This window comes from Allobosea sp. NPDC055332, assembly GCF_053645455.1.
The window spans coordinates 928,330-950,046 of the sequence record NZ_JBSHMO010000003.1 but is presented as its reverse complement, the minus strand read 5'-3'; the positions used below and the strand labels follow the sequence as shown (position 1 = coordinate 950,046).

Genomic DNA, 21,717 nt, shown 5'->3' with positions numbered 1-21,717 from the left:
GGCGGCGAGCGGTGATGGCTTGGAGGGCGGTGGCCGTTTGGCCACGCCAGGGCGCCGCAAAGGCGCGATCAGGCGTTCGGACGCTGCTTGGCCGCGTCGAGGCTGACCTTCTTCTCGGTCGTCTTGGTGGTGATTTCGGCCGATTTCACGATGGCGCGGTTGAAGGCGGCTTCCATCTGCTGGATCGCATTCTCCGGCGTGGTGGTGTTCTGGACGGACGAGGTTCCGGACATCGCAGACTCCGTTTTTGACGTGCTCTGGGATCGGACCGGCGCGGGATCTTCAATGCCCCGGTTCCGGCGCCCGAACGACAGGGGTTGGTCGTTCAAGGCAAGCGGACGTTAATGTCGATAAAGGATTCGTCAAGCATTCAATTCACTATCTCTGATGTTATTTGAGATTATGAATGCATTCATTTCATCAATGGAAATTCCATCTGGAACTAAATTGCCAAATCGAAAGATTTGAATTTCGTACTAGCTTAGTAATGTGCAATGAATTCATTATTCATAACGCACTATCCCGAATAATGAAAGTTTTTACAGTGCAATAAGCGTTGACATCGTAAAAACAACGCTCCTACCGTAAGGCGCATTTACCGGCCGGCAGCGCGACCGTTTGCGCTCGGCGGATACCGAGGAGAGCAGCGATGAGCGTGCAACCGGTGAATACCGCCCTGCCAGGCGGTACGGTCGACAACAACGGCGCGGGCTTCGACGATGCGATCGCAGCAGCGCAGCAGCGCAATGCCGGTGCTGGCGCGGCCGATCAGCAGGACGAGATCAGCCAGGACGAGCTTGCCCGGATGGTCGGCCAATACGGATCGCAGGTCATGTCGATGCTGCTGATGCCGCGCATGACCGACATGCTCGGCGAAGTCATGGCCGACGAAGAGGGCTGACCGAGACCGGCGCTCGCAGATCCACCTTCGGAGACGCATATGACGATCGCAAACGGACTGCCCAACACCTTGTTGTCCGGCTCGACCCTGGTCATCCAGACCGGTTCGGAACAGCGGCCGGCCTTCGACCATGCGGCGGAGGCGGCGGCGCGCCAGCAGAGCTGGCCCGCCCGGGCCGGGGCTTTGGCCGATCCCGGTCAGCTCGCCTCCGAGCTGACGAGCCGGATGGATGGCTTCCTGCGCCGGGCCGGCGAGACCGCACGCGAGCAGGCTCCCTCGGCTGGAGCGCAAGGTTCGACCGAGCGCAGCGCTCTGGACGACCGCCAGCTCGACCGGGTCATCGAATCGATGAACCGCTCCTTCGAGTTCGCTGTGCAGACGCAGCTGGTCGTCCGTGGCGCGACGCAGACGACCGGCTCCGCCAATACCGTGCTCAAGGGCCAGTAAGCCGATCGGTGCCCGCCATGGCGAAGACCCGGCCCGCTCGCATTCTCGCTTCTCTCTGCCTTGCCCTGCTGCTGGCTGGCTGCAAGGTCGATCTCTACACCAATCTCGACGAGCCGCAGGCCAATGAGATGGTGGCGATCCTGCTGCAGAACGGCATCCCGGCCGGGCGCAGCGTCCAGAAGGGCGGTAAGCTGACCGTGACGGTCGAGGAGGGCCGCTTCGCCGACGCGGTGACGATCCTCGGCCGCAGTGGCCTGCCGCGGCAGGAGTTCCAGACCCTTGGGGACGTCTTCAAGAAGGACGGCCTCGTTTCCTCGCCGGTGCAGGACCGGGCGCGGATGATCTTCGCATTGAGCCAGGAACTCTCCCGCACCGTCGCAGCGATCGACGGGGTGCTGACCGCCCGCGTCCACCTCGTCCTGCCTGAGAACGATCCGCTGCGACAGAACCTGGTGCCTTCTTCCGCATCCGTCTTCATTCGCCATGACCCGAAGATCGCGATCGACGACAAGCTCGCCTCGATCAAGATGCTGATTGCCAACGGGGTCGCGGGACTGAACTATGACCGCGTCTCGGTCGTGGTCGTTCCGGCCGAGCGCAACGCGATGGCCCTTCAGGCTCAGCCACCTGTTCCGGCCTTGTCGCCGGCTGGCCTGCCATGGCCGGCGATCGTGGGAGCAGCCGGCGGCTGCGTGCTGATCGCTGGTGGCCTGCTCATCCTGCGTCGGCGCCGATTCTATTCCCTCGCCGAAGGCGCGGGCGAACGATGAGCGGTTCCCTGACGCACCCGGACGAGGCTGCCATCGCCTGGCGGCGCTTCGTCGCCAGCCCGGCAACCTATGTTACGCCGGAGCGGCTCGCGGCGGCCTTCGACCAGGCGGTCACGCCGGAGGCCTGCCGGCGCTTGCTTGCCCTTCCTCGCCTCGAGGCGCGCTTGTCCGACCTGCTCTGCTCGCAGAACCGCCTGTCGGCAACGCTCGGGCAGGACGCGGTTCCGGATTCTGACCGTGCCATCCTGCTGCTCGCCCCGGTGGCGCTGCGGAGCCTCCTGCGCCTTGCCGGTGCGATCCATTTCGCCGGTTCGCTGTCGCGCATCGTGCTCGCCAGCGAAGTGCGTGCGCTGGACAAGGCACTGGGGTCCGGCGTGCTCGCGCGCGCCCTGGCGAGGCGCGACCTTGCCGGGCCAGCCGAGGGGCTCACGGTGAGTACGGAGCTGATCGAGCAGATCGACCGAGCGGGCTGGAGCTGCCTGCTCGCCTGGGCGGCGAGCTTGCCTGCCGAGATCGGGGCGCGGCTGCGCCTGCAGATGCCCGATGAGATGTTGCCGCTCGCGACCGTTACGCCGGAGATCGGCCGGCCGATCATCGAGGCGGCGCATCGCGCCGGTTCGGCGTGACGGCGATGGCCGACCTGCCGCACCGGCCGCCGCGCGGGCTCGTTCCCGCCGAGATGGCAGCTGCCTGGAGCGACGGCTTCGCTTTCCTCGATGCCGCGCGAGAGACGGCACGCGCCATCGAGGCGGCCGCGAAGGACGAAGCCGAACGGGTGCTGGCACAGGCGCAAGCCGCCGGGCGCGAGCGTGGAGAGGCCGAAGCCGCGGAGCGAATCGGCCGGGCGATCGCGGATGTCGATGCCTATTTCGCTGGCCTCTCCGGCGAGCTGACGGATATCGCATTCGCTGTGGTGCGTGATGTCGTCGACCAGTTCGATCGCCGCGATATCGTGGCCATGGCGGCGCTGAAAGCCCTCTCGGCCTTCCGTCGCAGCCGGACGCTGACCGTCCGCGTCCACCCCGATCATGTCGCGGCGGTGAACGAGACCCTGCAGGAGGCCGTGCGAGCCGGCGGCATCGAGATCAGCCTCGAGGTCAGCGGTGATCCTGCTCTGGCGCGCGACAGCTGCGTGCTGACGAGCGACATCGCCACGGTCGATGCCGGCATCGACAGCCAGATCGAGGCGCTTCGCCGGGGGCTCTCGCGCCGGATGATGCCGGCATGACGATCGCCGATACGGCCGGGCGCGCACGTCTCGACGAGGCCCTGGCGGGGCTGCGCCACGGCCTCCAGCAGACGAGCCCACGACCGCCGCGCGGCAAGGTCCAGCGGGCGCTCGGCGTCACCATCCACGCGACGCTGCGCGACGTCCGGCTCGGCGAAATCTGCGAGCTGCACGATCCCGCCAGCGGAGTGATCGCATTGGCCGAGGTCGTCGGGCTGCAGGATGGTTGCGCGATCCTGACGCCGATCGGTGATCTCGATGGCCTTTCGACCGAGACCGAGGTCGTGCCGACGGGAGAGGTCCTGCTCGCTCCGGTCGGGCCCGGCCTGCTCGGACGCACCATCGGCGCGACCGGAGTGGCGCTGGACGGCGCCGGCTGGCCGGCCGGTGCGATCACCGGCCTGCGCCCGGTTCATGCGCCACCGCCGCCGCCATTGGCGCGCGACCTCATCGACGCTCCGCTCCAGCTCGGTTTGCGCGCCATCGACGGCCTGCTCAGCTGCGCGCGCGGCCAGCGCCTCGGCATTTTCGGCCCGCCCGGCGCCGGCAAATCCTCGCTGCTCACCGATATCGTCGCCGGGACAGAAGCTGATGTGATCGTGCTCGCGCTGGTCGGCGAGCGCGGCCGCGAGGTTCGCGAGACCCTCGAGCGACGCCTGTCGCCGGACGCGCGGGAACGGACCGTTGCCGTCGTCGCGACCTCGGATCGGCCGGCGCTCGAACGCGTCAAGGCGGCCCATGTCGCGACCACCATAGCCGAGTATTTTCGCGATACGGGCCGTCACGTCCTGTTGCTGATGGACAGCATCACCCGGTTTGCGCGAGCCCAGCGCGAGATCGGCCTGGCAGCGGGAGAGCCACCGACCCGGCGCGGCTTTCCGCCTTCGCTGTTCGCCGCGTTGCCGCGACTGCTCGAGCGCGCGGGGCCGGGGCAGGGCGGTTCGATCACCGGCATCTACACTGTGCTGACCGAAGGCGAGGCGGAGATCGATCCGGTCGCGGAAGAGGTTATGGCGCTGCTCGACGGCCATATCGTGCTGTCGAGCGAGCTTGCCCAGCAGAATCATTTCCCGGCGATCGACATCCTCAAAAGCCGTTCGCGCCTGATGGGCACAGTTGCACCGCCGGAGCATCTGGCGAATGCGCAGCGGATACGTGAGTTGCTGGCACGTCACGCTGAGATCGAGCTGCTGGTGCGGGTCGGCGAGTACGAACCCGGCTCGGATGCGCTGGCCGATGCGGCATTGGCCAGAATCGACCGCATCCGGGCCTTCCTCCGCCAAGGTTCAGGCGAGCCTGAATCGCTGGAGCGGACGCGCGAGTGGATGCGCGAGGTGCTGGCGTGACCGGCCTCGTCGACCTGCAGACGCTGCTCGCGCTCCGTCGCAGACGCGAACAGCGTGCCGGTGAGCGCGCGGCTCGGCAGCGGGCGGCGGCGGCAAGTGCCGGGGCTGCCGCGAACGAAGCTGCAGGAGCCATCGCCGCCCATGACGAGCAGTCGCTGTCGTCGCAGCGCGCCCGCCATCGCGGTCTGCTCGCTCAGCCATTTTCACTGACAGCGCTGGCACGTTTCCATGAGGAAGCCATGATTGCCGGTGCGGCACGCCATGACCTCGAGGCCGCGGCCGCCTCGGCCGCCGATACGCTTTCGGCGCGGCAACGCGACCTCGCCGCGTCCCAGGCTGTTCATCGCGAGCGTCGGCACGATCGGATACGGCTCGAACAGGCCTGCGATGAGCAGGCGAAACGGGAACGGAAAAGGCAGCAAGCGCGCCTCGATGCAGCACTGGATGAAGCTGCGAGCGGGAGGCCGGCCCGATGAAGGCCGACGTGCCCTTGGCGAACCGCCCGGCGCCCGAGCCCGGCGATGTGCGCCCGTTCTTCTACCCCTCTGTGCCGGCACGCGACCTCGCATCGATCAACCGCTTCCATGGCTCGGACTGGCGCATCGCTCTGCGGCTCGATGAGCGGGAGATCGCCCTGGCTCCGGCGGCGCGGGGGCTGTCGGCCGGCGATGCCGACTACCTGCCATTTGCGCTCGCCGTCGGCAGCGAGCACGTCGAATTACGCCTGCCATCTCGGCTGGTCGCGGCGTTGCTCGGCAGCTTCGGATCGGATGGCGCTACGACAGTGCTCGATCCGACCCGAAAGGCGCTCCTCATCGAAGCGGCCTTCGCTGAAGTCGTCGCTGAGCTGGAAACTCGCCTCGGCGAGACGGTCGAATTGCGTGAGCAGGCTGGTCAATTCGGCGCAAGCGAGCTGCAGTTCGCGATAGCCGTCCGGCTCGAGGCGGATCCGGTCGAGATTGCCGGGATCGCAGGTCCTTCCGGTGTTCTTGATCGGCTGTTTGCCTTCCTGCCTGCGGCGAGGGCTTTGCCTGGCTGGGGCGACCCGATCCCTGTTCCGCTCAGCCTTCGGCAAGCCGACGTCCAGATCACGCTGGGCGAGCTCAAGCGCGCCAGGCCGGGGGACGTCCTGTTGTTCGACCGCCATCTGCCGGCGGGGGAAGCCTGTCTTCTGGTTGGCCGGCATCTGGCTGCCCCGGTCCGGATCGACAGTGACACGGCGCGTCTTCAGGCGGCGCCGGCCCCGGTGCGATCATCACGATGGGAGTGGCTCATGGACGATCTCGACGAGGATAGCTCTGCAGAGGAGGGCGCAGCGGCCCTCGACGATCTGCCCGTTCGGGTCATCTTCGAGTTCGGACGCAGCGAGATGACGTTGAAGGAGCTCGCCGGCCTCGGTGCCGGAAGCATCGTCGCGCTCCCGACCTCCTCCAATGAGCCGCTCTCCCTCATCGCCAACGGGCGCCGTATCGGCCAGGGCGAGCCGGTGCGGATCGGCGAGGCGCTCGGCGTGCGCATCACCCGGCTGTTCGATGCCTGACCTCAGTCCTAACCTGGTCGGAATCATCGCCTTCGTCGCGCTGATCGGGCTGATCCCGCTCGGCGTCGTGACGATGACGGCCTTCCTGAAGATCTCGGTCGTCCTCTTCCTGATCCGCAACGCGCTTGGCATCCAGCAGTCGCCACCGAATCTGGTGCTGCATGCGATCGCGCTGGTGCTGACCGTCTATGTCACGGCGCCGCTGATGGCCGACCTTTACGGGCGGGTCTCGGCCCGCCAGCTCGATCTCAACTCCGTGCAGGGGCTCACCGAAGCCGCGGACACGGTGCGTCAGCCGCTGCGCGACCACCTTTCGCGCTTCACCCATGAGCGCGAGCGCGAATTCTTCCGGACGGCGGCCGTGAAGGTCTGGCCAGAGAATGCGGCGGCCGCGCTGAAGGCGGATGATCTCATCGTCCTGGTGCCGGCTTTCGTCAGTTCGGAGCTGACCCGCGCCTTCCAGATCGGCTTCCTGCTCTATCTGCCGTTCCTGGTCATCGATTTCATCGTCGCCAACGTGCTGATGGCGATGGGCATGATGATGGTCTCGCCGACGCTGATCTCTATCCCGCTGAAGCTGCTGCTCTTCGTCAGCATCGACGGCTGGACCAAGCTGATGCACGGCCTGATCCTGAGCTATGGCTGAGCCGCGATGGACCTTGCCCGCCATCCGGATGAACGCCCGTGACCAACGAGCTGATCCTCACCAAGATCAACGCGGCGCTGATGACCGTGCTGATCGTCTCGGGGCCGGCACTGCTGGCGGCCGTCCTGATCGGCTTTGGCGTCGGCCTGCTCCAGGCGCTCACCCAGATCCAGGACCAGTCGCTGCCCCAGGCGATCAAGCTGATCGTCGTGCTCCTGCTGCTGCTCCTGCTGATCGGCCCACTGCTCTCGCTGCAGATCTACGAACAGGCGCTCGCCCTGTTCGAGGATTTCCCGGCTCTCACACGCTGAGTGGGGACGATGTCGGGCGATCTCCTGCTTCAGCTCATCCTGCCCGTCATGGTCGCGACGGCGCTGGCGATGACGCGGATCACCGGTGCGATCCTGGTGACGCCGGCCTTCACCCGGCTCGGCCTCGCCGGGATCATCCGCGGCGGGGTCGCGCTGGCGTTGACCTTGCCGCTCACCCCCGTGCTCGCCGAGATGCTTCAGAACGGCCAGCCGCTGTCGCCGGCGCTCGTCACCGCGATCCTGCTCAAGGAACTGGTGCTCGGGATCACGATCGGCCTGCTGTTCGGCGTGCCGATCTGGGCAGCGGAACTCGCCGGCGATCTGCTCGATCTCCAGCGCGGCTCGACCGCTGCCGCTTTGCTCGACCCCTCGGCGATCGCCGAATCGAGCATCACCGCGACCTTCTTCGCCATCAGCCTGCTGATGCTGTTCTTCGCGGCCGGGGGCTTCGATCTGATGGTCAAGGGCCTCTATGCCAGCTACCGGATCTGGCCGGTGGCGAGCCTCGGGCCGGTCTTCGATCCCGGCGCAGGCGAATTGCTGCTGAAGCTGCTCGACGAGGTCATGCGCTTTGCATTGCGCCTCGCCGCTCCGATCGTGATCGCGCTGCTCTTCACCGATCTCGCGATGGCGCTGCTCGCCCGGACCGCGCCGCAGCTCAACATCTTCGAGCTCTCGCTTTCGGCCAAGAGCCTGGTCTTTTCGGTGCTGCTGCTGATCTACTCGGCCTTCATGATCGAGTATATGCGGCAGGACATCAGCCGGCTGTTCGATGCCGAACCGTTCCTGCATCAACTCGCCCCGCGACGGCCGTGATGCGCGTCAATCTAGAGCACGCCGGCCTTGACCAGCGCGTCGGCGACCGGTTGGAACAGGTCCTGCTTGACCGGGTCGCCCTGCGCGTGCCGCTTGTGCAGCGGCTGGGCCAGCTCGTCGAGCACGACCGGAATGCCCCGCTCGCGCGCTTCGAGCAGCAGGGCGGCGCCTGGCTCCCCCGCGGCCTTGCAGACGATGAGCGGCACGGGGGTTTCGCCGCGCTGATAGCGCAGGCCCACGACGTTGCCGTGGTACGCGATCAGCATGGTCGCGCGGGCGAGGCCGAGGCCGCCGGAGCGGCCGATCAGCCGATAATGTTGGCGCCTGGCGCTGCGGATCAGCGGATCGCCCTCGGTGTCCTTCGTCTCCCGCTTCATCTCGGAACGCGTCATGCGCATCTCGCGCAGGAAGATGAAGCGCTGCAGCAACAGGTCGGCGAGACCGACGACGAGATAGGCCAGCACGACGACGAGGAAGAGCGGCAGCAGCAGCACGGCGATGGCGCTGCCGGCACAGTGCTCGCCGCAGACCGGGGTTTCCAGAAGCGGCTGCAGCTGGTGGCCGAGGATCAGGACGAAGGCCGCCCCAAGCACGACGAGTTTGACCAGGCTCTTGAGGAACTCGCTGACGCTCTTCAGCGAAACCAGCCGCTTCAGGCCCTTGGCGGGATTCACATGCTCGAATTTCGGCTTGATGATCTCGAACGAGAACACCGGGCCGAAACTGCCGGCCATGGCGGTCAGGGCGGCGGTCGCGACCAGAGCGGCGACCAGCGGCGCGGTCAGGTACAGCAGCATTCCGCCGGCATGGCGCAACGCGCGTTCGAGGACGACCGGGAAGGCTTCATTGCCCCGGTTGATCACCAGTTCGACCAGTTCGTCGAGCTGCAGGAGCAGCCGGTCCTTGACCAGGACCAGGTAGACGAACGCCGCGATGAAGGTGAAGCCGATGATCAGGTCGCGGCTTTGCGGCACCTGTCCCTTGCGCCGAGCCTCGCGCAGCTTCTTCTCGCTCGCCGGAAGCGATTTTTCTTCGGAAGGCTCGTTCATCCAACGAGCCTTCCAGCGCCGATCCGCCCCCCGAGGTCACGGAGTGTCCGACCATGACGATCAGGCCAAGCCGCTTCGCGCCGCTGCTGCTTATCGCCTTGCTGCCGGCCTGTATGCTGACGCAGCAGCAGGAGGCGAGCGAGGCGGCCAAGCCCGAGGTGCAGCCGCGGGGAGCGCATGTCCTTGCTTCGACGCTGGAGGAGAGCGGCGAGATGGCGACAGCGCTCGCAGTCTACGAGAGCGCGGCGGCGACCGGCGATGCCGCAGCCGCCGTAAGGCTCGGTGAGGCTTATCTGCGAGCCGGCGACGGTGTCGTTGCCGAGCGCGCCTTCCGCCTGGCCCTCGAACGCGAACCGAACAACGGCGCGGCGCAGCTCGGGCTCGGCTCTGCCGCGCTGCGACGTGGCGAGATCGACGCCGCGCTTGCCTCTCTCAGCAAGGCTGCCCCCATCATCGACAGCGCAGCCGGCTACAATCGGCTCGGCATCGCCTTGACGCTCGCCGGCAAGGCGCCCGAGGCGGTCGCCGCTTTCGAGAAGTCGCACAGCCGCGCTGCGGACGACCTCGACATTGCGACCAATCTCGCTCTGGCCGAGGCGCTCGCCGGCCGCAAGGAACAGGCCGTCGACCGGATCAGGGGCGTGGCCCGCTCGGAGAGCGCCAAGCCGACGCATCGCCGCAATCTCGCACTGGTTCTCGCGCTCACCGGCGCCGGAGGCGAAGCGCAAAGCGTGGTCGAGGCCAATCTGCCGGCGGCAGAGCGACCAGCGTTCCTGCGCCGGCTGCGGACCCTGGAGAGTGCAAGCGACGCGCGCGCCAGGGCCAGGATCGTCGGCACGATCCTCGCTGGTTGAAGCAAGCTGCCTGGCAGCGCTCACTGCTGCTCCGTCGTCACCTTCGCCGGTGCACGATTGGTGTTGCGACGCCCGTCGCGGTCGAAGGCACCGCCGAGCGGATTTTCGTCGCCATCGAGATAGCGCCGTGCGGCGCGCGCGACCGGCGCCGCCGCAGCCGGGCCCGGCTTGCGTCCCTGGAACAGATCGGCCTTGCGCTCGACCATACGCTCCAGATTGTAGGCGTTGGCGCAACCTGGCGGCAGGTGCGGATCGATCTCGAAGGGGTAGCGGGTCGGATCCTGCTGCAGACAGGCTTCCGGCGCGACGATGGCCGTCGGCCGAGCGCCCGGCACTTCCGGGGGCAGATAGAGAACCTGGTAGTTCGCCGATATGTCGGGCGGCGGATTGGCGCAGCCGGCGGCAACTGCCGCCATTGCCAGGGCGAGGAATCGTCTTGTCGTCATGGTCGTCCCCCGCATCTCACTTGAAGACGAGGCCGGCGCCGGCCGGGGTCTTCGGGCCTTTCGCCACCGGCGCTGCCGTCGCCACCGGCTGCCTGCGCACGATCGGCACCGGCCGGTCCAGCGGCGTCGCCGACAGCCGGTCGCTCGAAGGCTTCACCAGATGGGCGGTGATCAGGATCACGAGCTCGGTCTCGTCGCGGCGATAGCGCGTCGAGGTGAAGAGGGCGCCGAGGATCGGCACGTCGCCGAGGAAGGGGAACTTGTCGACCTCCTGCGAGAGGTTGCGCTGGAAGAGGCCGGCGATCGCGAAGGTCTGGCCGCTGCCCAGCTCGACATTGGTGTCGGCGCGCCGAACGGTGAAGGCCGGCAGCTCGAAACCGTTGAGCCGGACGGCGCCCGCCATCGAGATGGCGCTGACCTCCGGCCGGACCCTGAGGCCGATCCGGTTGTTCTGCAGCAGCGTCGGCGTGAACGAGAGCGAGACGCCGAAGGGCTTGTAGTCGGCGGTGATGCGGTCGCGGTCCTGAGGCACCGGCACGGGCACCTCGCCGCCGGCGAGGAAGCTCGCCGTCTGGCCGGTGGTGGCGGTCAGGTTCGGCTCGGCGAGGATGGTCAGCAGTCCGTTCTGCTGCATCGCCTCGATGAGCGCATCGACATTTACGCGGTTGTTGCTGAAATTCAGGCCAAGACCCCGCCCACCGCTGGCGAGGTTGCCGCCGGAGCTGCCGACGCCGAAGGAGAAATTGCCGGTGTCGACCATCACCTTCCAGTTGATGCCGAAGGCGGTCAGGTCCTTGCGCGACATTTCGGCGAAGCGCACCCGGATGTTGACCTGGTGCGATGACGGGATCGTCGCATTGTTGAGCGGCGGCTGGTCCGGGGGCGAGTAGGTCCGGGCCACATTGGCGACGTCTATCGCCTCGTCGACCGAACGGGTCGCGCCCTTGATCACCAGCCGTTCGCCGAAGAACTGCAGATCGACGGTCGAGGTCGGCTGCAGGATGTTCTTCGCCTGGTTGGCCGAGCGCGCCGGCGTCAGCACCTCGAGCCGGATCGCGCCCTTCATCCGCTTCTGCTCGTCGAGCGCGATCAGATTGGTCGAGCCGCTCTTGAGCCCGTAGACATAGACCACGTCGGGCGCCACCACCTGCACATTGGCGACGGTGGGATCGGCCAGCATGACGGACTCGACCGGCTGATCGAAACGGATGATGCGGCCTTGTCCCGTCGGCAATTCGACCGGGCGCGAATTTGAGAGTGGCGAGACCTCGTTCGCGACAGCCTGGCCCGTTGCGATCGCGTTCGGCCAGGGCAGGGCCGCAAATGCGGACAGGCAGAGCAATGCGCCGACATGCGTCGCGAATTTGCCATTGCGGATCATGCGTCGTTGCACTCTGCCTGTCCTTGTCTGCGATGTCTGGTCAGGAAAAGGGGGATGCCGCCGGCGCGGCGAGGCGGGTCGCATCCGGGGAGGGCGGAGCCGCCGCCTGCCCGGGGCCGAGCGTGAGCGAAGCCAGGGGCTGGATGAAGAATTCCGGCGCCAGCTCGGGAAAAGACATCACCGGCAGGTCGATGTCGTGGCGCATCAGCAGCTCGCGCAGATGGCGGCGCAATTCGATCGCTGTGAAGACGACCGGGTTGACGTCCTCCAGCCCTGTCATGGCCTGGCGCAGCTGGCCGACGAGCGCGCTCGCCGTATCCTCGGACAGGTGCAGGATGCGGTTGCCCGCAATGTCGCGCAGTCCGGCGCGCAGTACGGCCTCGGTCTCCGGATCGAGCACATAGGCCGGGATCACGCGATTGGCGTCGGCATGGCGATGGCAGAGCTGGCGGCGCAGCGCGATCCGGGCATAGTCGGCGAGCTGGGCGGGGTCGGCTTCACGCCCGCCCCATTCGACCAGCGCCTCGAGGATCAGGCGCAGATTGGCGATGACCACGCCTTCCTCGACCAGGCGCCTCAGAATATCGGCGGTGCGCTGCAGGCTGACGCCGGCCCCGGCTTCGGCGACGAGGTCGGGATAGTCCGCCTCGGCCTGCTGAAGCAGATCGCGCGTCTCCTGAATGCCGACGAAGAAGTGGGCGTGACGCCGCAGCGCTGCGGCGATGCGGGCCGATAGAACTCCGGGCGCGTCGAGATAGCCGATCCCGGCCTGATTCAGAGCCCGGATATGAGCGGCATCCACCCAGGACGATGGTCCGCGGCCGAGTAATGGTGGACCCTCGCGGAAGGAGATGGCGAGCATCGAGAGATGTGCCCGCTCATCCTGCAGGAGCAGGCTGTTCGCAGGAATCTCGCCCAGCGCGATCGGAACTCCCTCGAAATCGAGACGGAACTGGTTGTCGGACAGCTTCCTGTCGCCGCGGCGCTCGAGCAGCGGGGCGATGACGCCAAGCTCGGCCTGCATCTCGCTGCGAATACGCTCGGCCTCGGCGCGGAACAGGTCGGCCGGGATCGTCCGTTCGAGCTCGGCCCCAAGCAGCACGGAGACCCGGTAGCGCGCCCGCGCTGGCGCGATCGCGGCCGGGGAGCCCTGCGCATCGTCCGCGACATCGAAACCCTGAACCCCCGATGGTGCCGTCTCGCGCGTCGGCGAGGATTGCCGCGAGCGCAGCACCGCTCCTGCTGCCAGACCGAGGGCCAGCACGAGGAAGACCGGCGTCGGGAAGCCGGGAACGAAGCCGAGGCTGGCGACGACTACCCCCGCGAGCGCGAGCGCACGAGGCTCGCGCCAGAGCTGCGAGCCGATTTCGGAGCCGATGTCGCGTTGCGTGTCGGAGGCGACCCGCGTCACCACCATGCCGGCCGCGACTGAGATCAGCAGCGCCGGGATCTGGGCGACGAGACCGTCGCCGACGGTCAGCACGGAATAGAGCGCGGCGGCGTCGCCGAACGACATGCCGCGCTGAACCGTTCCGATGACGAGACCGCCGATCAGGGCTACGAGGACGATGACGAGCCCGGCGATCGCATCGCCCTTCACGAACTTCATGGCGCCGTCCATCGCGCCGTAGAGCTGGCTCTCCCGCTCCAGGTCGCGCCGGCGCCGGCGTGCCTCATCCTGATCGATGTCGCCGTTACGCAGGTCGTTGTCGATCGCCATCTGCTTGCCTGGCAGCGCGTCGAGGCTGAACCGCGCCGCAACCTCGGCGACGCGCTCGGCGCCTTTGGTGATGACGACGAACTGCGAGATGGTGATCACCAGGAAGATCACCAGGCCGACCGCGACATTGCCGCCGATCACGAAGCTGCCGAAGGTCGCGACCACCTCGCCGGCATCGGCGTCGAGCAGGATGAGCCGTGTCGTGCTGATCGTCAGTGTCAGGCGGAACAGGGTCGCGAGCAGGACGATCGCCGGCAGTGCCGAGAGCTCGACCGGCCGCGTGACATAGAAGGCGACAAGGGTGATCAGCACGCTCGCCGCGATGTTCATCGCGATCAGCATGTCGATCGCCAGCGGCGGCAGCGGGATGATCATCATCAGCACCGCCACGATGACGATCAGCGCCAGGACGAGATCGCTCCGACGCGACAGTGCCAGCAGTACGCGCTGCAGTTCAGCCGGCATCGACATGAACCGCCCGTTCGTCAGCGAAGGCACGGAAGCATTCGCGCGCCTCGGCCTCCTTGCCAGCGAGCCACAGGGCCCGGCTGCGCAGCAAGGCGACCTTGCGGTCGCTGCCGCCGAGCGTGTCGAGATGGTCAAGGACGCGCAAGGCGCTCTGGCCGGCTCCGTCGCAGATGAAGGCGTAGGCCAATGTCTTGAGCACGCCCTCGTCGCGCGGAGCAAGACGGCCGGCGAGCAGCAGCAGCACGAGGGCTCGCTTCACCTGGCCATGCCGGCAATAGAGATAGCCGAGCGCGTGCAGCAGCTGGACCTTGGCCTCGGGCTTGCTCATTGGCGCTCGCGCTCCCGCAGCCGCCGCTGCAAGGTCCGGTGCCGGTCGAGCTCCTCGGTCAGCAGGAGCGTGACGAGCTCGCGCACTTCGACATCCTCCTCGATCACCGGCAGAACATCGGTCACGAGATCGTCGAGGATCGCCGTGTAGTTCGCACTCTGGAAGATCTCGGGATCGGCGATCTGGGGCATGACCAGCTCGGCCAGGTCCTCGGTCAACGTTGGGCCGCCAGCGCGCTGCTGGCGCCGCTGGCGAGCCTTCAGCAGCGCCTCGAATTCCTTGAGCTGGGCGCGGGTCGCGGCCTCCGGGCTCGCGCCGCGCAGGCTCGCGAGAACGTCGTCGAGCCGTTGCCACCCCGCTTTCCTGACGTCCATCGCCGCCTCCCGCTCCTAAAAGGTCAGCGTGAATTTGCGCTCGCCACGGACGAAGGTGACGCCGTCCCTGGTGATCGAGCGGACCGTCCAGCCATTGTCGAGGAAGGCACCCTGATGATGCCGTCCGCCGTCGGTCGTCAGGACATAGGGATGTTCGCCGAGCCAGACCGCCTGCAAGGCGATCTTCGGCCCTTCCTCCTGTTGCGCGACGCGGACCTCGGACCCCAGCTGAAGCCTTCCGCCATGCGCGGCGTCGAAAGCCTGCTGGGCAGCGGACCAGGCCTGCGCCTGACCGGGCTCGACCGTGCCCGTCGCCAGCACGCGCTCGCCCGAGGCCGTGACGGCGACACCGGAAAGTCCGGAGGTAACAAGCGTGCGACGCAGTTGCGCCGCAGCATCGGCGACCCGCTCGCCAGGCGCATGGTTGGTTACAGTCGGATCAGCGTTGCTTTTTGCCATGACCGGCGGAGCGGGGGAGGGCAGCGACGCCATCGCATAGGCGGCGACGATCCCGGCCAGAGCAACGAAGCCCGAGGCCATGATCGCTGCTCGCATGCCAATGCGCCTGGCTGCAGCGCGGCCGGTCAATTTCAGCCGTGCCCGCCCAATCCAGACAGTCGCGGGCAGGGTCGGCTTGACGCCACTGCCGGCCGGCAGTACGCGCCGGCGCTCAGGGTCGAGCGCAATGGCACCGCCAACGGCTTCCAGGCGGAGCTCGCCGTCGATGACGCGCAGGACCGCGTGCTGGCCGGCGACACCGTCATCGTGCAGGATGATGTCACAGTCCGAAGCCGATCCGACACGATAGCTGCCGGAATCGAGTTTCAGACGGGCGCCCTCGTGAAGCCCTTCTTCAATCGCCAATCCGATGTTCGAGGCTCCGGCTGGAGCCAGTTCACGCCCCTGCCGCAGCGCCAACGATGCCGTAGTCATGGTTTGCTCCCGAAGTCGCTACGCGGGGGATCGTCACGAGCTTTCGATTTTCGAGTCAGCGCTGTCGGAGCAATACAAGGATATTCCGACAATATATACAAGGCTGATTGGCGATTTCATGAGGCTATTGGAATGGCGAAAATTATTTCGATTGTCTCATCATTGAGATTTATTATGATGAATTCATAATTCAATATTCTGAGTCGCTTGGATATAGACCGATTCAGTCAAAAATCTTTGACTTGGTTGCTTGTCGGGCAATAAGGCTAGTCATCTATTGATGGGGCGGGAGCAGCTCGTGGCCGGGCAAGCACCTATCGTCTGCCGGAAGACAGTTTCCTGGGCGTCACGCGTGATCGGCTCAGGGCTGCTGTGCCTCTTGATCGGCGCGGTGCCGATCAGGGCGGCCGAGAGCGACTGGCAGCACAAGCCCTACAATTATGTCGCGATCGATCAGGACCTGCGCAGCGCCCTGGTCGAGTTCGGGCGCAATCTGCGGCTCCCCGTCAAACTGGGCGATGACGTGAAAGGGCGTCTGCGCGCCATGCCGGCCAGCGGCGACGCCAAAGGGTTTCTCGAGCGCCTGGGGCAGGCGCACGGCCTGATCTGGTACTTCGACGGCACGACCCTGCATGTCGACGCGCAGTCGGCGCTTCAGACAGAACTCGTCGCGCTCAATGGTGCCAGCCCTGCGCAGCTCGACCAGATGCTACGGCACCTCGGCGTCGCGGATTCACGTTTCCCATTGCGATCCGGCGGGGCTCGCGGTGTCATTGCGGTGTCCGGCCCCCCGGCCTATCGCCATCTCGTGCGAGAGGCACTGAGCCAGCTCAAGGGTGGCCACGACACAGCTGCATCCAGCCGTCCCGCGGCAACGCCGGCGGACGCGGCGGCGAAAGTCCGCGTCTTCCGCGGTGGCCCGCCGGACGGGTCCTGAAAACGCCCGCTCGGGATCAGGCCGCGCGACTGCGCGACTGCAGCGCGTCGATCGTCTGCAAGACGACATCGGCCTTGTGGCGCATGTGATCACGGGCGATATCCGCGAAGCGCCGCCCATCACGCCGGTGCAGGGCAGACATCATCTGCTCATGCTCCTCCACCGCTTCGCCCCACTGGCTCGGTGACTTCGGCGCGAAATAGCGCAGCGTCGAGAGCCGGCCATGCTCGCGCCGATAGACATCGGCAAGGCGCGGATTGCGGGCACCGTCGATAAAGGCTTCGTGGATCGTACGATTGAGCGTGATGTACGCCTCGTCCTCCTGGCGGCGATAATGCCCGACCATCACATCGTGCAGCTCCTGGATCCGGGCGATCTCACGATCTTCCAGTTCCTGGCAGGCCAGTTCGCCGGCAAGGGCCTCCAGGCCGCCGATGATCGGAAAAATCTGCATCGCCTCCTCCCGCGTGATCAAGGCGATGCGTGCGCCGCGGTTCGGCAGCAACTGGACGAGCCCCTCCGCAGCCAGGACCTTGAGTGCCTCGCGCAGCGGCGTGCGGGATACCTGGAAACGGTCGCAGAGCTCGGGCTCGAAGACCTTGTCGCCGGGAGTGAGCTCTGACGACAGGATCATCTGTCGTATTTCTGCGGACAACTCTTCGTGCAAAGTTTGGCGACGAATAAGGCTATTCACCAGCGACCTCCTAGGAGCCGTCAAACTCGGTAAATTTGAAACAAATACGCTATAATTTCCGTTCATCCCCCCGAAGATGATAGCACCAACCTGCGGAACCCTCGATCACCCTTTCGGCGACTCATAATTGCGTCCGGCACATCGTCAGCCCGACCGGTTGCAAAGGATCCCAGCCGGGCATCGTTCATTGCCGCCCCTGTCAGATCGTGTCAGGACAGGCTGATCTTAAGCTGCACGGCGCTCCCGAGCACTGGTGCCGCTATCCGGGTCGCGTTGTTCCCTGAAGCCTTGGTGACGTTCAGGCGGCGGCCATTCGACACGGCGATCTCGGTCGCATCGCCAAGGCACTCGAAAGCCGCGACACGCGCCTGCTCGCCTGGCCCGGCCAAGCCGCCGCTAGCTGCATCAGACCGCGGAGGTGATCGAGAACACGTTCGATCCGCAGATGGGAACCTGGCCGGTTCCGGGGCGCTCGTCGCCCGGATCGGGGCGTTGCCGCGCGGCGTCAGCCTCAACAAGGCAGCCGACACGCCGTGCCTGATCGGTGCCGAGATGGGATCGGGCACGCCGGTCCGCGGCGCGCTCTGCCTCTCACACCCCGAAGATCATCGTGCCGCGGCGCTTCATGACCAGGTAGAAGACCGTCGCGATCGTGCTCATCAGCAGCGACCAGAGCAGGCCGAGCGCAGCGACTTCGCTGAGCTCGCCATTGACGGCGCGATCGAAGATCGCGACCGCGATGGTCTTGGTGTCCGGGCCGGCGAGGATGATCGCCGTCGAGAGGTCGCGCGAAGCGTTGAGGAAGATGAAGACCCAGCCGGCCATGATCGCCGGCCAGAGCAGCGGCATCACGACCTTGACCAGGATCTTGCCGGGCGAGGCGCCGCAGACGCCGGCCGATTCCTCGAGCTCCTTGTGGATCTGCAGTACGCCGCCATAGGTGTAGCGCATGCCGAAGGGCAGGAAATGGACGACGAAGGCGATCACCACGATCGTTAGGGTCGAATAGAGCGGGATGGGCGCGCGCAGCGCGACATCCATCATCGCGACGCTGAGCACGATGCCGGGCAGAATCATCGGCAGGGTGATCAATTGGTCGGTGACGGCATGGAAGGCCTGGCGGCGCGCGACGAGCCAACCGCAGACCACCATCAGCGCCATCGTGATGCTGGCCGCCGCGGCCGCCGTGATCAGCGTGTTGACGATCAGCTCGAAATAGCCCTGGCTGCCGAGCACGACCCTGAAATTGTCGAGCGTCAGCGACTTGAAGGCCGCGACCCGGACCGGTCGGACGAAGGGCGTCAGCGCGATCCAGAGCAGGGTCAGGATCGGCAGCATCAGCACGACGATGCAATTGGCCCAGATCAGCGCGCCACCGAGCCAGCGCAGCCGCCCGAGCGGCAAGGGGCGCGGGCGAAAACCCTTGCCGGTCACCGTGGCGAAACGCGAGGCGTTGAGGGACAAGCGGCTGTAGAGATACATCAGGCCAGCGACGAGCACGGTCAGCACGACCGAATAGGCGCTGGCCTGGCCGACCTTGGGCGGCACCGCGGCGCGGATGTCGTCATAGATGTCGGTGGTCAGGAGCTTGATGCCGGCCGAGGTGCCGACGAGCTTCGGTACGTCGAAGGCCTGCAGCGTCTTGATGAAGATGAACAGGCCCGTCGCCAGCGCGGCCGGCGCCGCCAGCGGGATCGAGACGCGCAGCACCATGGTCAGGATGCCGGCGCCGCTCATGCGCGCGGCTTCCTCCAGTTCGGCATTGGCGGTGCGGAAGCTCGCGGCGAAGAGCAGGAACGACATCGGCAGCCACCCCAGCGTCTCGATCGCGACCATCCCGGCGATCGAGTTGACGGTGAACAGGTTGCCGCCATTGCCGGTGAGGTTGCGGTAGAGCTCGTTGAACGGACCGACCGGGCCGAGCAGGAAGAGCCAGGCCGGGACATAGATGATCAAGGGTATGCCGAGCGACACCACCGTCATCAGATAGGCAAGCGAGCGATGCGGCGCGTCGGTCCGCTCGACCACCCAGGCGAGCGAGGCGCCGAAGACGAGCGAGAACAGCGTCGACAGCGCCGCGAACCGGATCGAATTCCAGCCGCTGGCAAGGATGCCCTTCTCGCCGACCAGATGCGTGAAGTTGTCGAGGGTGAACGCACCGTGCGAGCCGTCCGGGTTCATCACGAACAGGCTGTTCTGGATGAGCGTGACGACAGGCGGCAGCACCAGGCTGGCGATGACGAGCAGCATCGCCAGCGCTAGCAGATTGGTCTGCGCCGGGCGTTTGGCCAGCCCGGCGCGGCGTTGCTGCGGCAGGGCCGCGGCAGCGTCGATGACTTCGGTCATTTGAACAGCTCGTCGTAGATCTTCAGCCAGCCCGCGAGCGGCTCGCTCTCCTGCGAGGAGATCTCCGGTGCGAGCAGGGTCGAGGTGAAGCCGCCGGTCACCGGGCCGATCGAGGGATCCTTCGGTGGCACATCGGGATTGCCCGGCGGATAGCCGGCTTCGGCGATGATCTTCTGGCCGTCATCGGAGAACATGAATTCCAGGAAAAGCTTGGCGGCGTTGGGGTGCGGCGCGCCCTTGGCCAACGCGATCACGCCGAGATTGGCCACGAGCGGCTCCATCTTGACCCAGGCGATCGGGGCCTCCTTGGCCCGGCTGATCACTGCGTGATGGTTATAGGTCATCAGACCGATCGCGTATTGGCCGGAGATCACCTTGTCGAGGATGACACGCTGGTTGCCGGGCTCGCGCACGATCTTCTGCTTCGAGAGCTCGCGCAGATAGGTCATGCCCTTGTCCTGACCCATCACGGAGAGGACATTGCCGATGAAGCCGGCCGGTCCGGAGATGGCGCGGGTATCGGTCCAGACCATCTTGCCGCGCCATTTCGGGTCGAGCAGGTCGTCATAGGTCTTGGGCGCTTCGGCCGCCTTGACCAGATCGGTATTGTAGGTCGTCGTCAGATAGAGCGCGTAGATGCCGGAATAGAGCTGGCTCTGCGGCTTGAAGGTCGGCGCATATTTGGCGAGCGCATTGGGCACGAAGGGCTCGATCAGCCCGGCCTTGCTCAACGGCGGGATCGAGGTTCCGGGCGAGTCGAACAGGTCGACCTCCATCTTGCCGGCCCGCGCCTGGCTGGTGATCTTCAGCACCGTGTCGGAATCGCCGGTCGTCGCGTAGCGGACCTCAATGCCGTATTTGGCCTGGAATTTCTCGGCGAGCGGGCGCACGACCTGGCTCACCACCATGCCGGTGTACCAGACGAGCTGGCGCTCGGCCTTGGCCTTGGCAATCAACTCGGCGGCGGGCTGGCTCTGGGCCAGGCCCGCGGTCGGCAATAGCGCGAGCGTGCTCGCCCCGGCGATGAAGCCGCGTCTGGTCTGCATGTCCTTCCTCCCAATCCTCACGCTGCGCCGATGCCGGCGCTCGAGCTCCTGGCGGTCTGACGCCGCCGTTCTGCTCCCTGAAGTCGAGAGGGGAGCACGCTAGGGAAACTGCCTGCCCGGCCTTGAGCGGTCAAACGAGTAAACGAGACAGGCGTATGAGGAATTCTCAATGGTCTGGGGCTTGACCACCCGCTGATCGGGCGCTCACGAAACCGGTTCGGGCGAGAAAGTCTCGGAGCGTCGAGGCGGTGAGTTCCGGCGTATCGGTCGCCATGACATGGCCGGTCTCGAGCACCAGGAAGTCGGCTCCCGTGATCTTGGCGGCAACGCTCGCGACATGCTTCGGCGGGCGCGCCGCATCGTGGCGCCCGGCGGCGACGAGGGTCGGGCAGCGTATCGCCGCCAGATCGGCGTCGAGATCGAGCCCGGCCAGCATCCGCCAGGTCGCGGCCAGCCCCGCCGGATCGGCAGCGAGGCGCAGTTCCTCATAGCGGGAGCGCGGCTTTTCCGCTTCGTCAGCGAAGGCCTGGCGGATGCCGAGGCGCTCGATCGCCGCGATCCGCTGCTCGGTCCGTGCCCGCTTGGTCTCGTCCAGCACGGTTGCCGGCGCGAGCAGCGCCAGTGCTGCGATCGCCTGCGGATGGCGCACCGCGAAGGTGGCGGCTACTGCGGAGCCGACGGCAGCACCGACCACGGCGACAGGTTCGGTGATGGCGAGCGCAGCGAGCAGGGCGGCGAGGTCATCGGCCGCCTGCGCGACGGTGTAGGGACCAGGTGGTTTTTCTGACAGTCCGGCACCGCGCTGATCATAGCGCAGCACACTGGCGATGGGGGTGAGCAGCGGCACGACCGCATCCCAGCTCTCCAGCATCCCGCCCATCTCGTGCAGCAGCACGATCGTCGCAGGCGGCCCCGGCTCCAACGCGTAGCGCAATTGGACGCCGTTGGCCTCGATCCAGCGGTTCGGCATGAAAGGCTCCTCCCGCTGCGAGCCTTGGCGTTGTCCCGAGCCGGCGTCAAACGACGGAAACTGAGCCGGGTTTGAGGAATGCTGCGGTATCGGCTCTTGTGAGCATTGCTCAATCGCTCTTTCGGTTAAGTCGTTTGACCCTTCGCCGGCGTTGCGAAAAACCTCC

25 protein-coding genes are annotated in these 21,717 nt (G+C 66.5%); 13 read left to right on the top strand and 12 right to left on the bottom strand.

Features of this window, described 5'->3' with window-relative positions:
• Positions 1 to 68: 68 nt before the first annotated feature.
• Positions 69 to 233, bottom strand: a complete 165-nt coding sequence (locus tag ACWIGM_RS20785) for a hypothetical protein (RefSeq protein ID WP_167561788.1) — start codon at positions 231 to 233, stop codon at positions 69 to 71.
• A 416-nt stretch (positions 234 to 649) separates the two neighbouring features.
• Here ACWIGM_RS20785 and ACWIGM_RS20780 point away from each other — a divergent pair, with 416 nt between their 5' ends.
• The 11 genes from ACWIGM_RS20780 to sctT are packed head-to-tail and all read left to right on the top strand — an operon-like array spanning position 650 to position 8,005.
• The gene (locus ACWIGM_RS20780) at positions 650 to 901 is read left to right on the top strand and encodes a hypothetical protein (RefSeq protein ID WP_454027843.1); all 252 of its coding nucleotides are present in this window, start codon (positions 650 to 652) and stop codon (positions 899 to 901) included.
• A 39-nt stretch (positions 902 to 940) separates the two neighbouring features.
• Positions 941 to 1,348, top strand: a complete 408-nt coding sequence (locus ACWIGM_RS20775; RefSeq protein WP_454027842.1) for a hypothetical protein — start codon at positions 941 to 943, stop codon at positions 1,346 to 1,348.
• Positions 1,349 to 1,365: 17 nt separating this feature from the next.
• Complete coding sequence (sctJ, locus tag ACWIGM_RS20770) at positions 1,366 to 2,118, top strand: type III secretion system inner membrane ring lipoprotein SctJ (protein ID WP_454027841.1); 753 nt, start codon at positions 1,366 to 1,368, stop codon at positions 2,116 to 2,118.
• Complete coding sequence (locus ACWIGM_RS20765) at positions 2,115 to 2,744, top strand: SctK family type III secretion system sorting platform protein (protein WP_454027840.1); 630 nt, start codon at positions 2,115 to 2,117, stop codon at positions 2,742 to 2,744. Before sctJ ends, ACWIGM_RS20765 begins: the two co-directional genes overlap by 4 nt.
• A 5-nt stretch (positions 2,745 to 2,749) precedes the next feature.
• Complete coding sequence (gene sctL, locus ACWIGM_RS20760) at positions 2,750 to 3,346, top strand: type III secretion system stator protein SctL (RefSeq protein WP_454027839.1); 597 nt, start codon at positions 2,750 to 2,752, stop codon at positions 3,344 to 3,346.
• Complete coding sequence (locus ACWIGM_RS20755; RefSeq protein ID WP_454027838.1) at positions 3,343 to 4,692, top strand: FliI/YscN family ATPase; 1,350 nt, start codon at positions 3,343 to 3,345, stop codon at positions 4,690 to 4,692. The genes sctL and ACWIGM_RS20755 overlap by 4 nt, the downstream gene beginning before the upstream one ends.
• On the top strand, positions 4,689 to 5,168 hold the full coding sequence (locus tag ACWIGM_RS20750; protein WP_454027837.1) for a hypothetical protein: 480 nt from the start codon (positions 4,689 to 4,691) through the stop codon (positions 5,166 to 5,168). The genes ACWIGM_RS20755 and ACWIGM_RS20750 overlap by 4 nt, the downstream gene beginning before the upstream one ends.
• Positions 5,165 to 6,232, top strand: coding sequence for a type III secretion system cytoplasmic ring protein SctQ (gene sctQ / locus ACWIGM_RS20745; protein WP_454027836.1), 1,068 nt, complete (start codon positions 5,165 to 5,167; stop codon positions 6,230 to 6,232). The genes ACWIGM_RS20750 and sctQ overlap by 4 nt, the downstream gene beginning before the upstream one ends.
• Entirely contained in the window at positions 6,225 to 6,878 is a 654-nt protein-coding gene (gene sctR, locus ACWIGM_RS20740) for a type III secretion system export apparatus subunit SctR (protein WP_454027835.1), read from the top strand. Before sctQ ends, sctR begins: the two co-directional genes overlap by 8 nt.
• Before the next feature lie 38 nt (positions 6,879 to 6,916).
• Positions 6,917 to 7,189: an EscS/YscS/HrcS family type III secretion system export apparatus protein gene (locus ACWIGM_RS20735; RefSeq protein WP_454027834.1), complete on the top strand. Its 273-nt coding sequence runs from the start codon at positions 6,917 to 6,919 to the stop codon at positions 7,187 to 7,189.
• 9 nt (positions 7,190 to 7,198) lie between these two features.
• Positions 7,199 to 8,005 (top strand): type III secretion system export apparatus subunit SctT, encoded by an 807-nt coding sequence (sctT, locus tag ACWIGM_RS20730; protein ID WP_454027833.1) that lies wholly within the window; start codon positions 7,199 to 7,201, stop codon positions 8,003 to 8,005.
• An 11-nt stretch (positions 8,006 to 8,016) separates the two neighbouring features.
• Here sctT and ACWIGM_RS20725 read toward each other — a convergent pair whose 3' ends face one another.
• A complete protein-coding gene (locus ACWIGM_RS20725; protein ID WP_454027832.1) occupies positions 8,017 to 9,054 on the bottom strand; it encodes an EscU/YscU/HrcU family type III secretion system export apparatus switch protein in 1,038 nt (345 codons plus the stop codon).
• Between the two features lie 53 nt (positions 9,055 to 9,107).
• On the opposite strand from ACWIGM_RS20725, the gene ACWIGM_RS20720 reads away from it, so the two are divergent.
• Complete coding sequence (locus tag ACWIGM_RS20720; RefSeq protein WP_454027831.1) at positions 9,108 to 9,908, top strand: tetratricopeptide repeat protein; 801 nt, start codon at positions 9,108 to 9,110, stop codon at positions 9,906 to 9,908.
• Between the two features lie 20 nt (positions 9,909 to 9,928).
• Here the strand turns inward: ACWIGM_RS20720 and ACWIGM_RS20715 are convergent, their stop codons facing one another.
• The 6 genes from ACWIGM_RS20715 to ACWIGM_RS20690 are packed head-to-tail and all read right to left on the bottom strand — an operon-like array spanning position 9,929 to position 15,558.
• Positions 9,929 to 10,354 carry a hypothetical protein gene (locus tag ACWIGM_RS20715; RefSeq protein WP_454027830.1) on the bottom strand — a complete coding sequence of 142 codons (426 nt, stop codon included), beginning with the start codon at positions 10,352 to 10,354 and terminating at the stop codon, positions 9,929 to 9,931.
• Positions 10,355 to 10,370: 16 nt separating this feature from the next.
• Complete coding sequence (locus tag ACWIGM_RS20710; RefSeq protein WP_454027829.1) at positions 10,371 to 11,747, bottom strand: type II and III secretion system protein family protein; 1,377 nt, start codon at positions 11,745 to 11,747, stop codon at positions 10,371 to 10,373.
• A 28-nt stretch (positions 11,748 to 11,775) separates the two neighbouring features.
• On the bottom strand, positions 11,776 to 13,926 hold the full coding sequence (sctV, locus tag ACWIGM_RS20705) for a type III secretion system export apparatus subunit SctV (protein WP_454027828.1): 2,151 nt from the start codon (positions 13,924 to 13,926) through the stop codon (positions 11,776 to 11,778).
• Positions 13,910 to 14,251: a type III secretion apparatus assembly chaperone SctY gene (gene sctY / locus ACWIGM_RS20700; protein ID WP_454027827.1), complete on the bottom strand. Its 342-nt coding sequence runs from the start codon at positions 14,249 to 14,251 to the stop codon at positions 13,910 to 13,912. The genes sctV and sctY overlap by 17 nt, the downstream gene beginning before the upstream one ends.
• Positions 14,248 to 14,625, bottom strand: coding sequence for a hypothetical protein (locus ACWIGM_RS20695; protein ID WP_454027826.1), 378 nt, complete (start codon positions 14,623 to 14,625; stop codon positions 14,248 to 14,250). Before ACWIGM_RS20695 ends, sctY begins: the two co-directional genes overlap by 4 nt.
• Positions 14,626 to 14,640: 15 nt before the next feature.
• Positions 14,641 to 15,558, bottom strand: coding sequence for a SctD/MshK family protein (locus tag ACWIGM_RS20690; protein WP_454027825.1), 918 nt, complete (start codon positions 15,556 to 15,558; stop codon positions 14,641 to 14,643).
• A 298-nt stretch (positions 15,559 to 15,856) separates the two neighbouring features.
• Here ACWIGM_RS20690 and ACWIGM_RS20685 point away from each other — a divergent pair, with 298 nt between their 5' ends.
• Positions 15,857 to 16,495 (top strand): type III secretion protein, encoded by a 639-nt coding sequence (locus ACWIGM_RS20685; protein WP_454027824.1) that lies wholly within the window; start codon positions 15,857 to 15,859, stop codon positions 16,493 to 16,495.
• A 16-nt stretch (positions 16,496 to 16,511) separates the two neighbouring features.
• On the opposite strand, the gene ACWIGM_RS20680 is transcribed toward ACWIGM_RS20685, so the two are convergent.
• The 4 genes from ACWIGM_RS20680 to ACWIGM_RS20665 form a co-directional block, all read right to left on the bottom strand.
• The gene (locus ACWIGM_RS20680; RefSeq protein ID WP_454027823.1) at positions 16,512 to 17,189 is read right to left on the bottom strand and encodes a GntR family transcriptional regulator; all 678 of its coding nucleotides are present in this window, start codon (positions 17,187 to 17,189) and stop codon (positions 16,512 to 16,514) included.
• Between the two features lie 591 nt (positions 17,190 to 17,780).
• Entirely contained in the window at positions 17,781 to 19,535 is a 1,755-nt protein-coding gene (locus tag ACWIGM_RS20675; protein WP_454027822.1) for an ABC transporter permease, read from the bottom strand.
• The gene (locus ACWIGM_RS20670; RefSeq protein WP_454027821.1) at positions 19,532 to 20,581 is read right to left on the bottom strand and encodes an ABC transporter substrate-binding protein; all 1,050 of its coding nucleotides are present in this window, start codon (positions 20,579 to 20,581) and stop codon (positions 19,532 to 19,534) included. Before ACWIGM_RS20670 ends, ACWIGM_RS20675 begins: the two co-directional genes overlap by 4 nt.
• A gap of 166 nt (positions 20,582 to 20,747) precedes the next feature.
• The gene (locus ACWIGM_RS20665) at positions 20,748 to 21,551 is read right to left on the bottom strand and encodes an alpha/beta fold hydrolase (protein WP_454027820.1); all 804 of its coding nucleotides are present in this window, start codon (positions 21,549 to 21,551) and stop codon (positions 20,748 to 20,750) included.
• Positions 21,552 to 21,717: the final 166 nt, after the last annotated feature.

Bases quoted from the DNA above. Each gene is read 5' to 3' on its own strand.
- ACWIGM_RS20785 (WP_167561788.1), bottom strand. From the start codon at position 233: ATGTCCGGAACCTCGTCCGTCCAGAACACCACCACGCCGGAGAATGCG.
- ACWIGM_RS20780 (WP_454027843.1), top strand. From the start codon at position 650: ATGAGCGTGCAACCGGTGAATACCGCCCTGCCAGGCGGTACGGTCGAC.
- ACWIGM_RS20775 (WP_454027842.1), top strand. From the start codon at position 941: ATGACGATCGCAAACGGACTGCCCAACACCTTGTTGTCCGGCTCGACC.
- sctJ (WP_454027841.1), top strand. From the start codon at position 1,366: ATGGCGAAGACCCGGCCCGCTCGCATTCTCGCTTCTCTCTGCCTTGCC.
- ACWIGM_RS20765 (WP_454027840.1), top strand. From the start codon at position 2,115: ATGAGCGGTTCCCTGACGCACCCGGACGAGGCTGCCATCGCCTGGCGG.
- sctL (WP_454027839.1), top strand. From the start codon at position 2,750: ATGGCCGACCTGCCGCACCGGCCGCCGCGCGGGCTCGTTCCCGCCGAG.
- ACWIGM_RS20755 (WP_454027838.1), top strand. From the start codon at position 3,343: ATGACGATCGCCGATACGGCCGGGCGCGCACGTCTCGACGAGGCCCTG.
- sctQ (WP_454027836.1), top strand. From the start codon at position 5,165: ATGAAGGCCGACGTGCCCTTGGCGAACCGCCCGGCGCCCGAGCCCGGC.
- sctR (WP_454027835.1), top strand. From the start codon at position 6,225: ATGCCTGACCTCAGTCCTAACCTGGTCGGAATCATCGCCTTCGTCGCG.
- sctT (WP_454027833.1), top strand. From the start codon at position 7,199: ATGTCGGGCGATCTCCTGCTTCAGCTCATCCTGCCCGTCATGGTCGCG.
- ACWIGM_RS20725 (WP_454027832.1), bottom strand. From the start codon at position 9,054: ATGAACGAGCCTTCCGAAGAAAAATCGCTTCCGGCGAGCGAGAAGAAG.
- ACWIGM_RS20720 (WP_454027831.1), top strand. From the start codon at position 9,108: ATGACGATCAGGCCAAGCCGCTTCGCGCCGCTGCTGCTTATCGCCTTG.
- ACWIGM_RS20715 (WP_454027830.1), bottom strand. From the start codon at position 10,354: ATGACGACAAGACGATTCCTCGCCCTGGCAATGGCGGCAGTTGCCGCC.
- sctV (WP_454027828.1), bottom strand. From the start codon at position 13,926: ATGTCGATGCCGGCTGAACTGCAGCGCGTACTGCTGGCACTGTCGCGT.
- sctY (WP_454027827.1), bottom strand. From the start codon at position 14,251: ATGAGCAAGCCCGAGGCCAAGGTCCAGCTGCTGCACGCGCTCGGCTAT.
- ACWIGM_RS20695 (WP_454027826.1), bottom strand. From the start codon at position 14,625: ATGGACGTCAGGAAAGCGGGGTGGCAACGGCTCGACGACGTTCTCGCG.
- ACWIGM_RS20690 (WP_454027825.1), bottom strand. From the start codon at position 15,558: ATGACTACGGCATCGTTGGCGCTGCGGCAGGGGCGTGAACTGGCTCCA.
- ACWIGM_RS20675 (WP_454027822.1), bottom strand. From the start codon at position 19,535: ATGACCGAAGTCATCGACGCTGCCGCGGCCCTGCCGCAGCAACGCCGC.
- ACWIGM_RS20670 (WP_454027821.1), bottom strand. From the start codon at position 20,581: ATGCAGACCAGACGCGGCTTCATCGCCGGGGCGAGCACGCTCGCGCTA.
- ACWIGM_RS20665 (WP_454027820.1), bottom strand. From the start codon at position 21,551: ATGCCGAACCGCTGGATCGAGGCCAACGGCGTCCAATTGCGCTACGCG.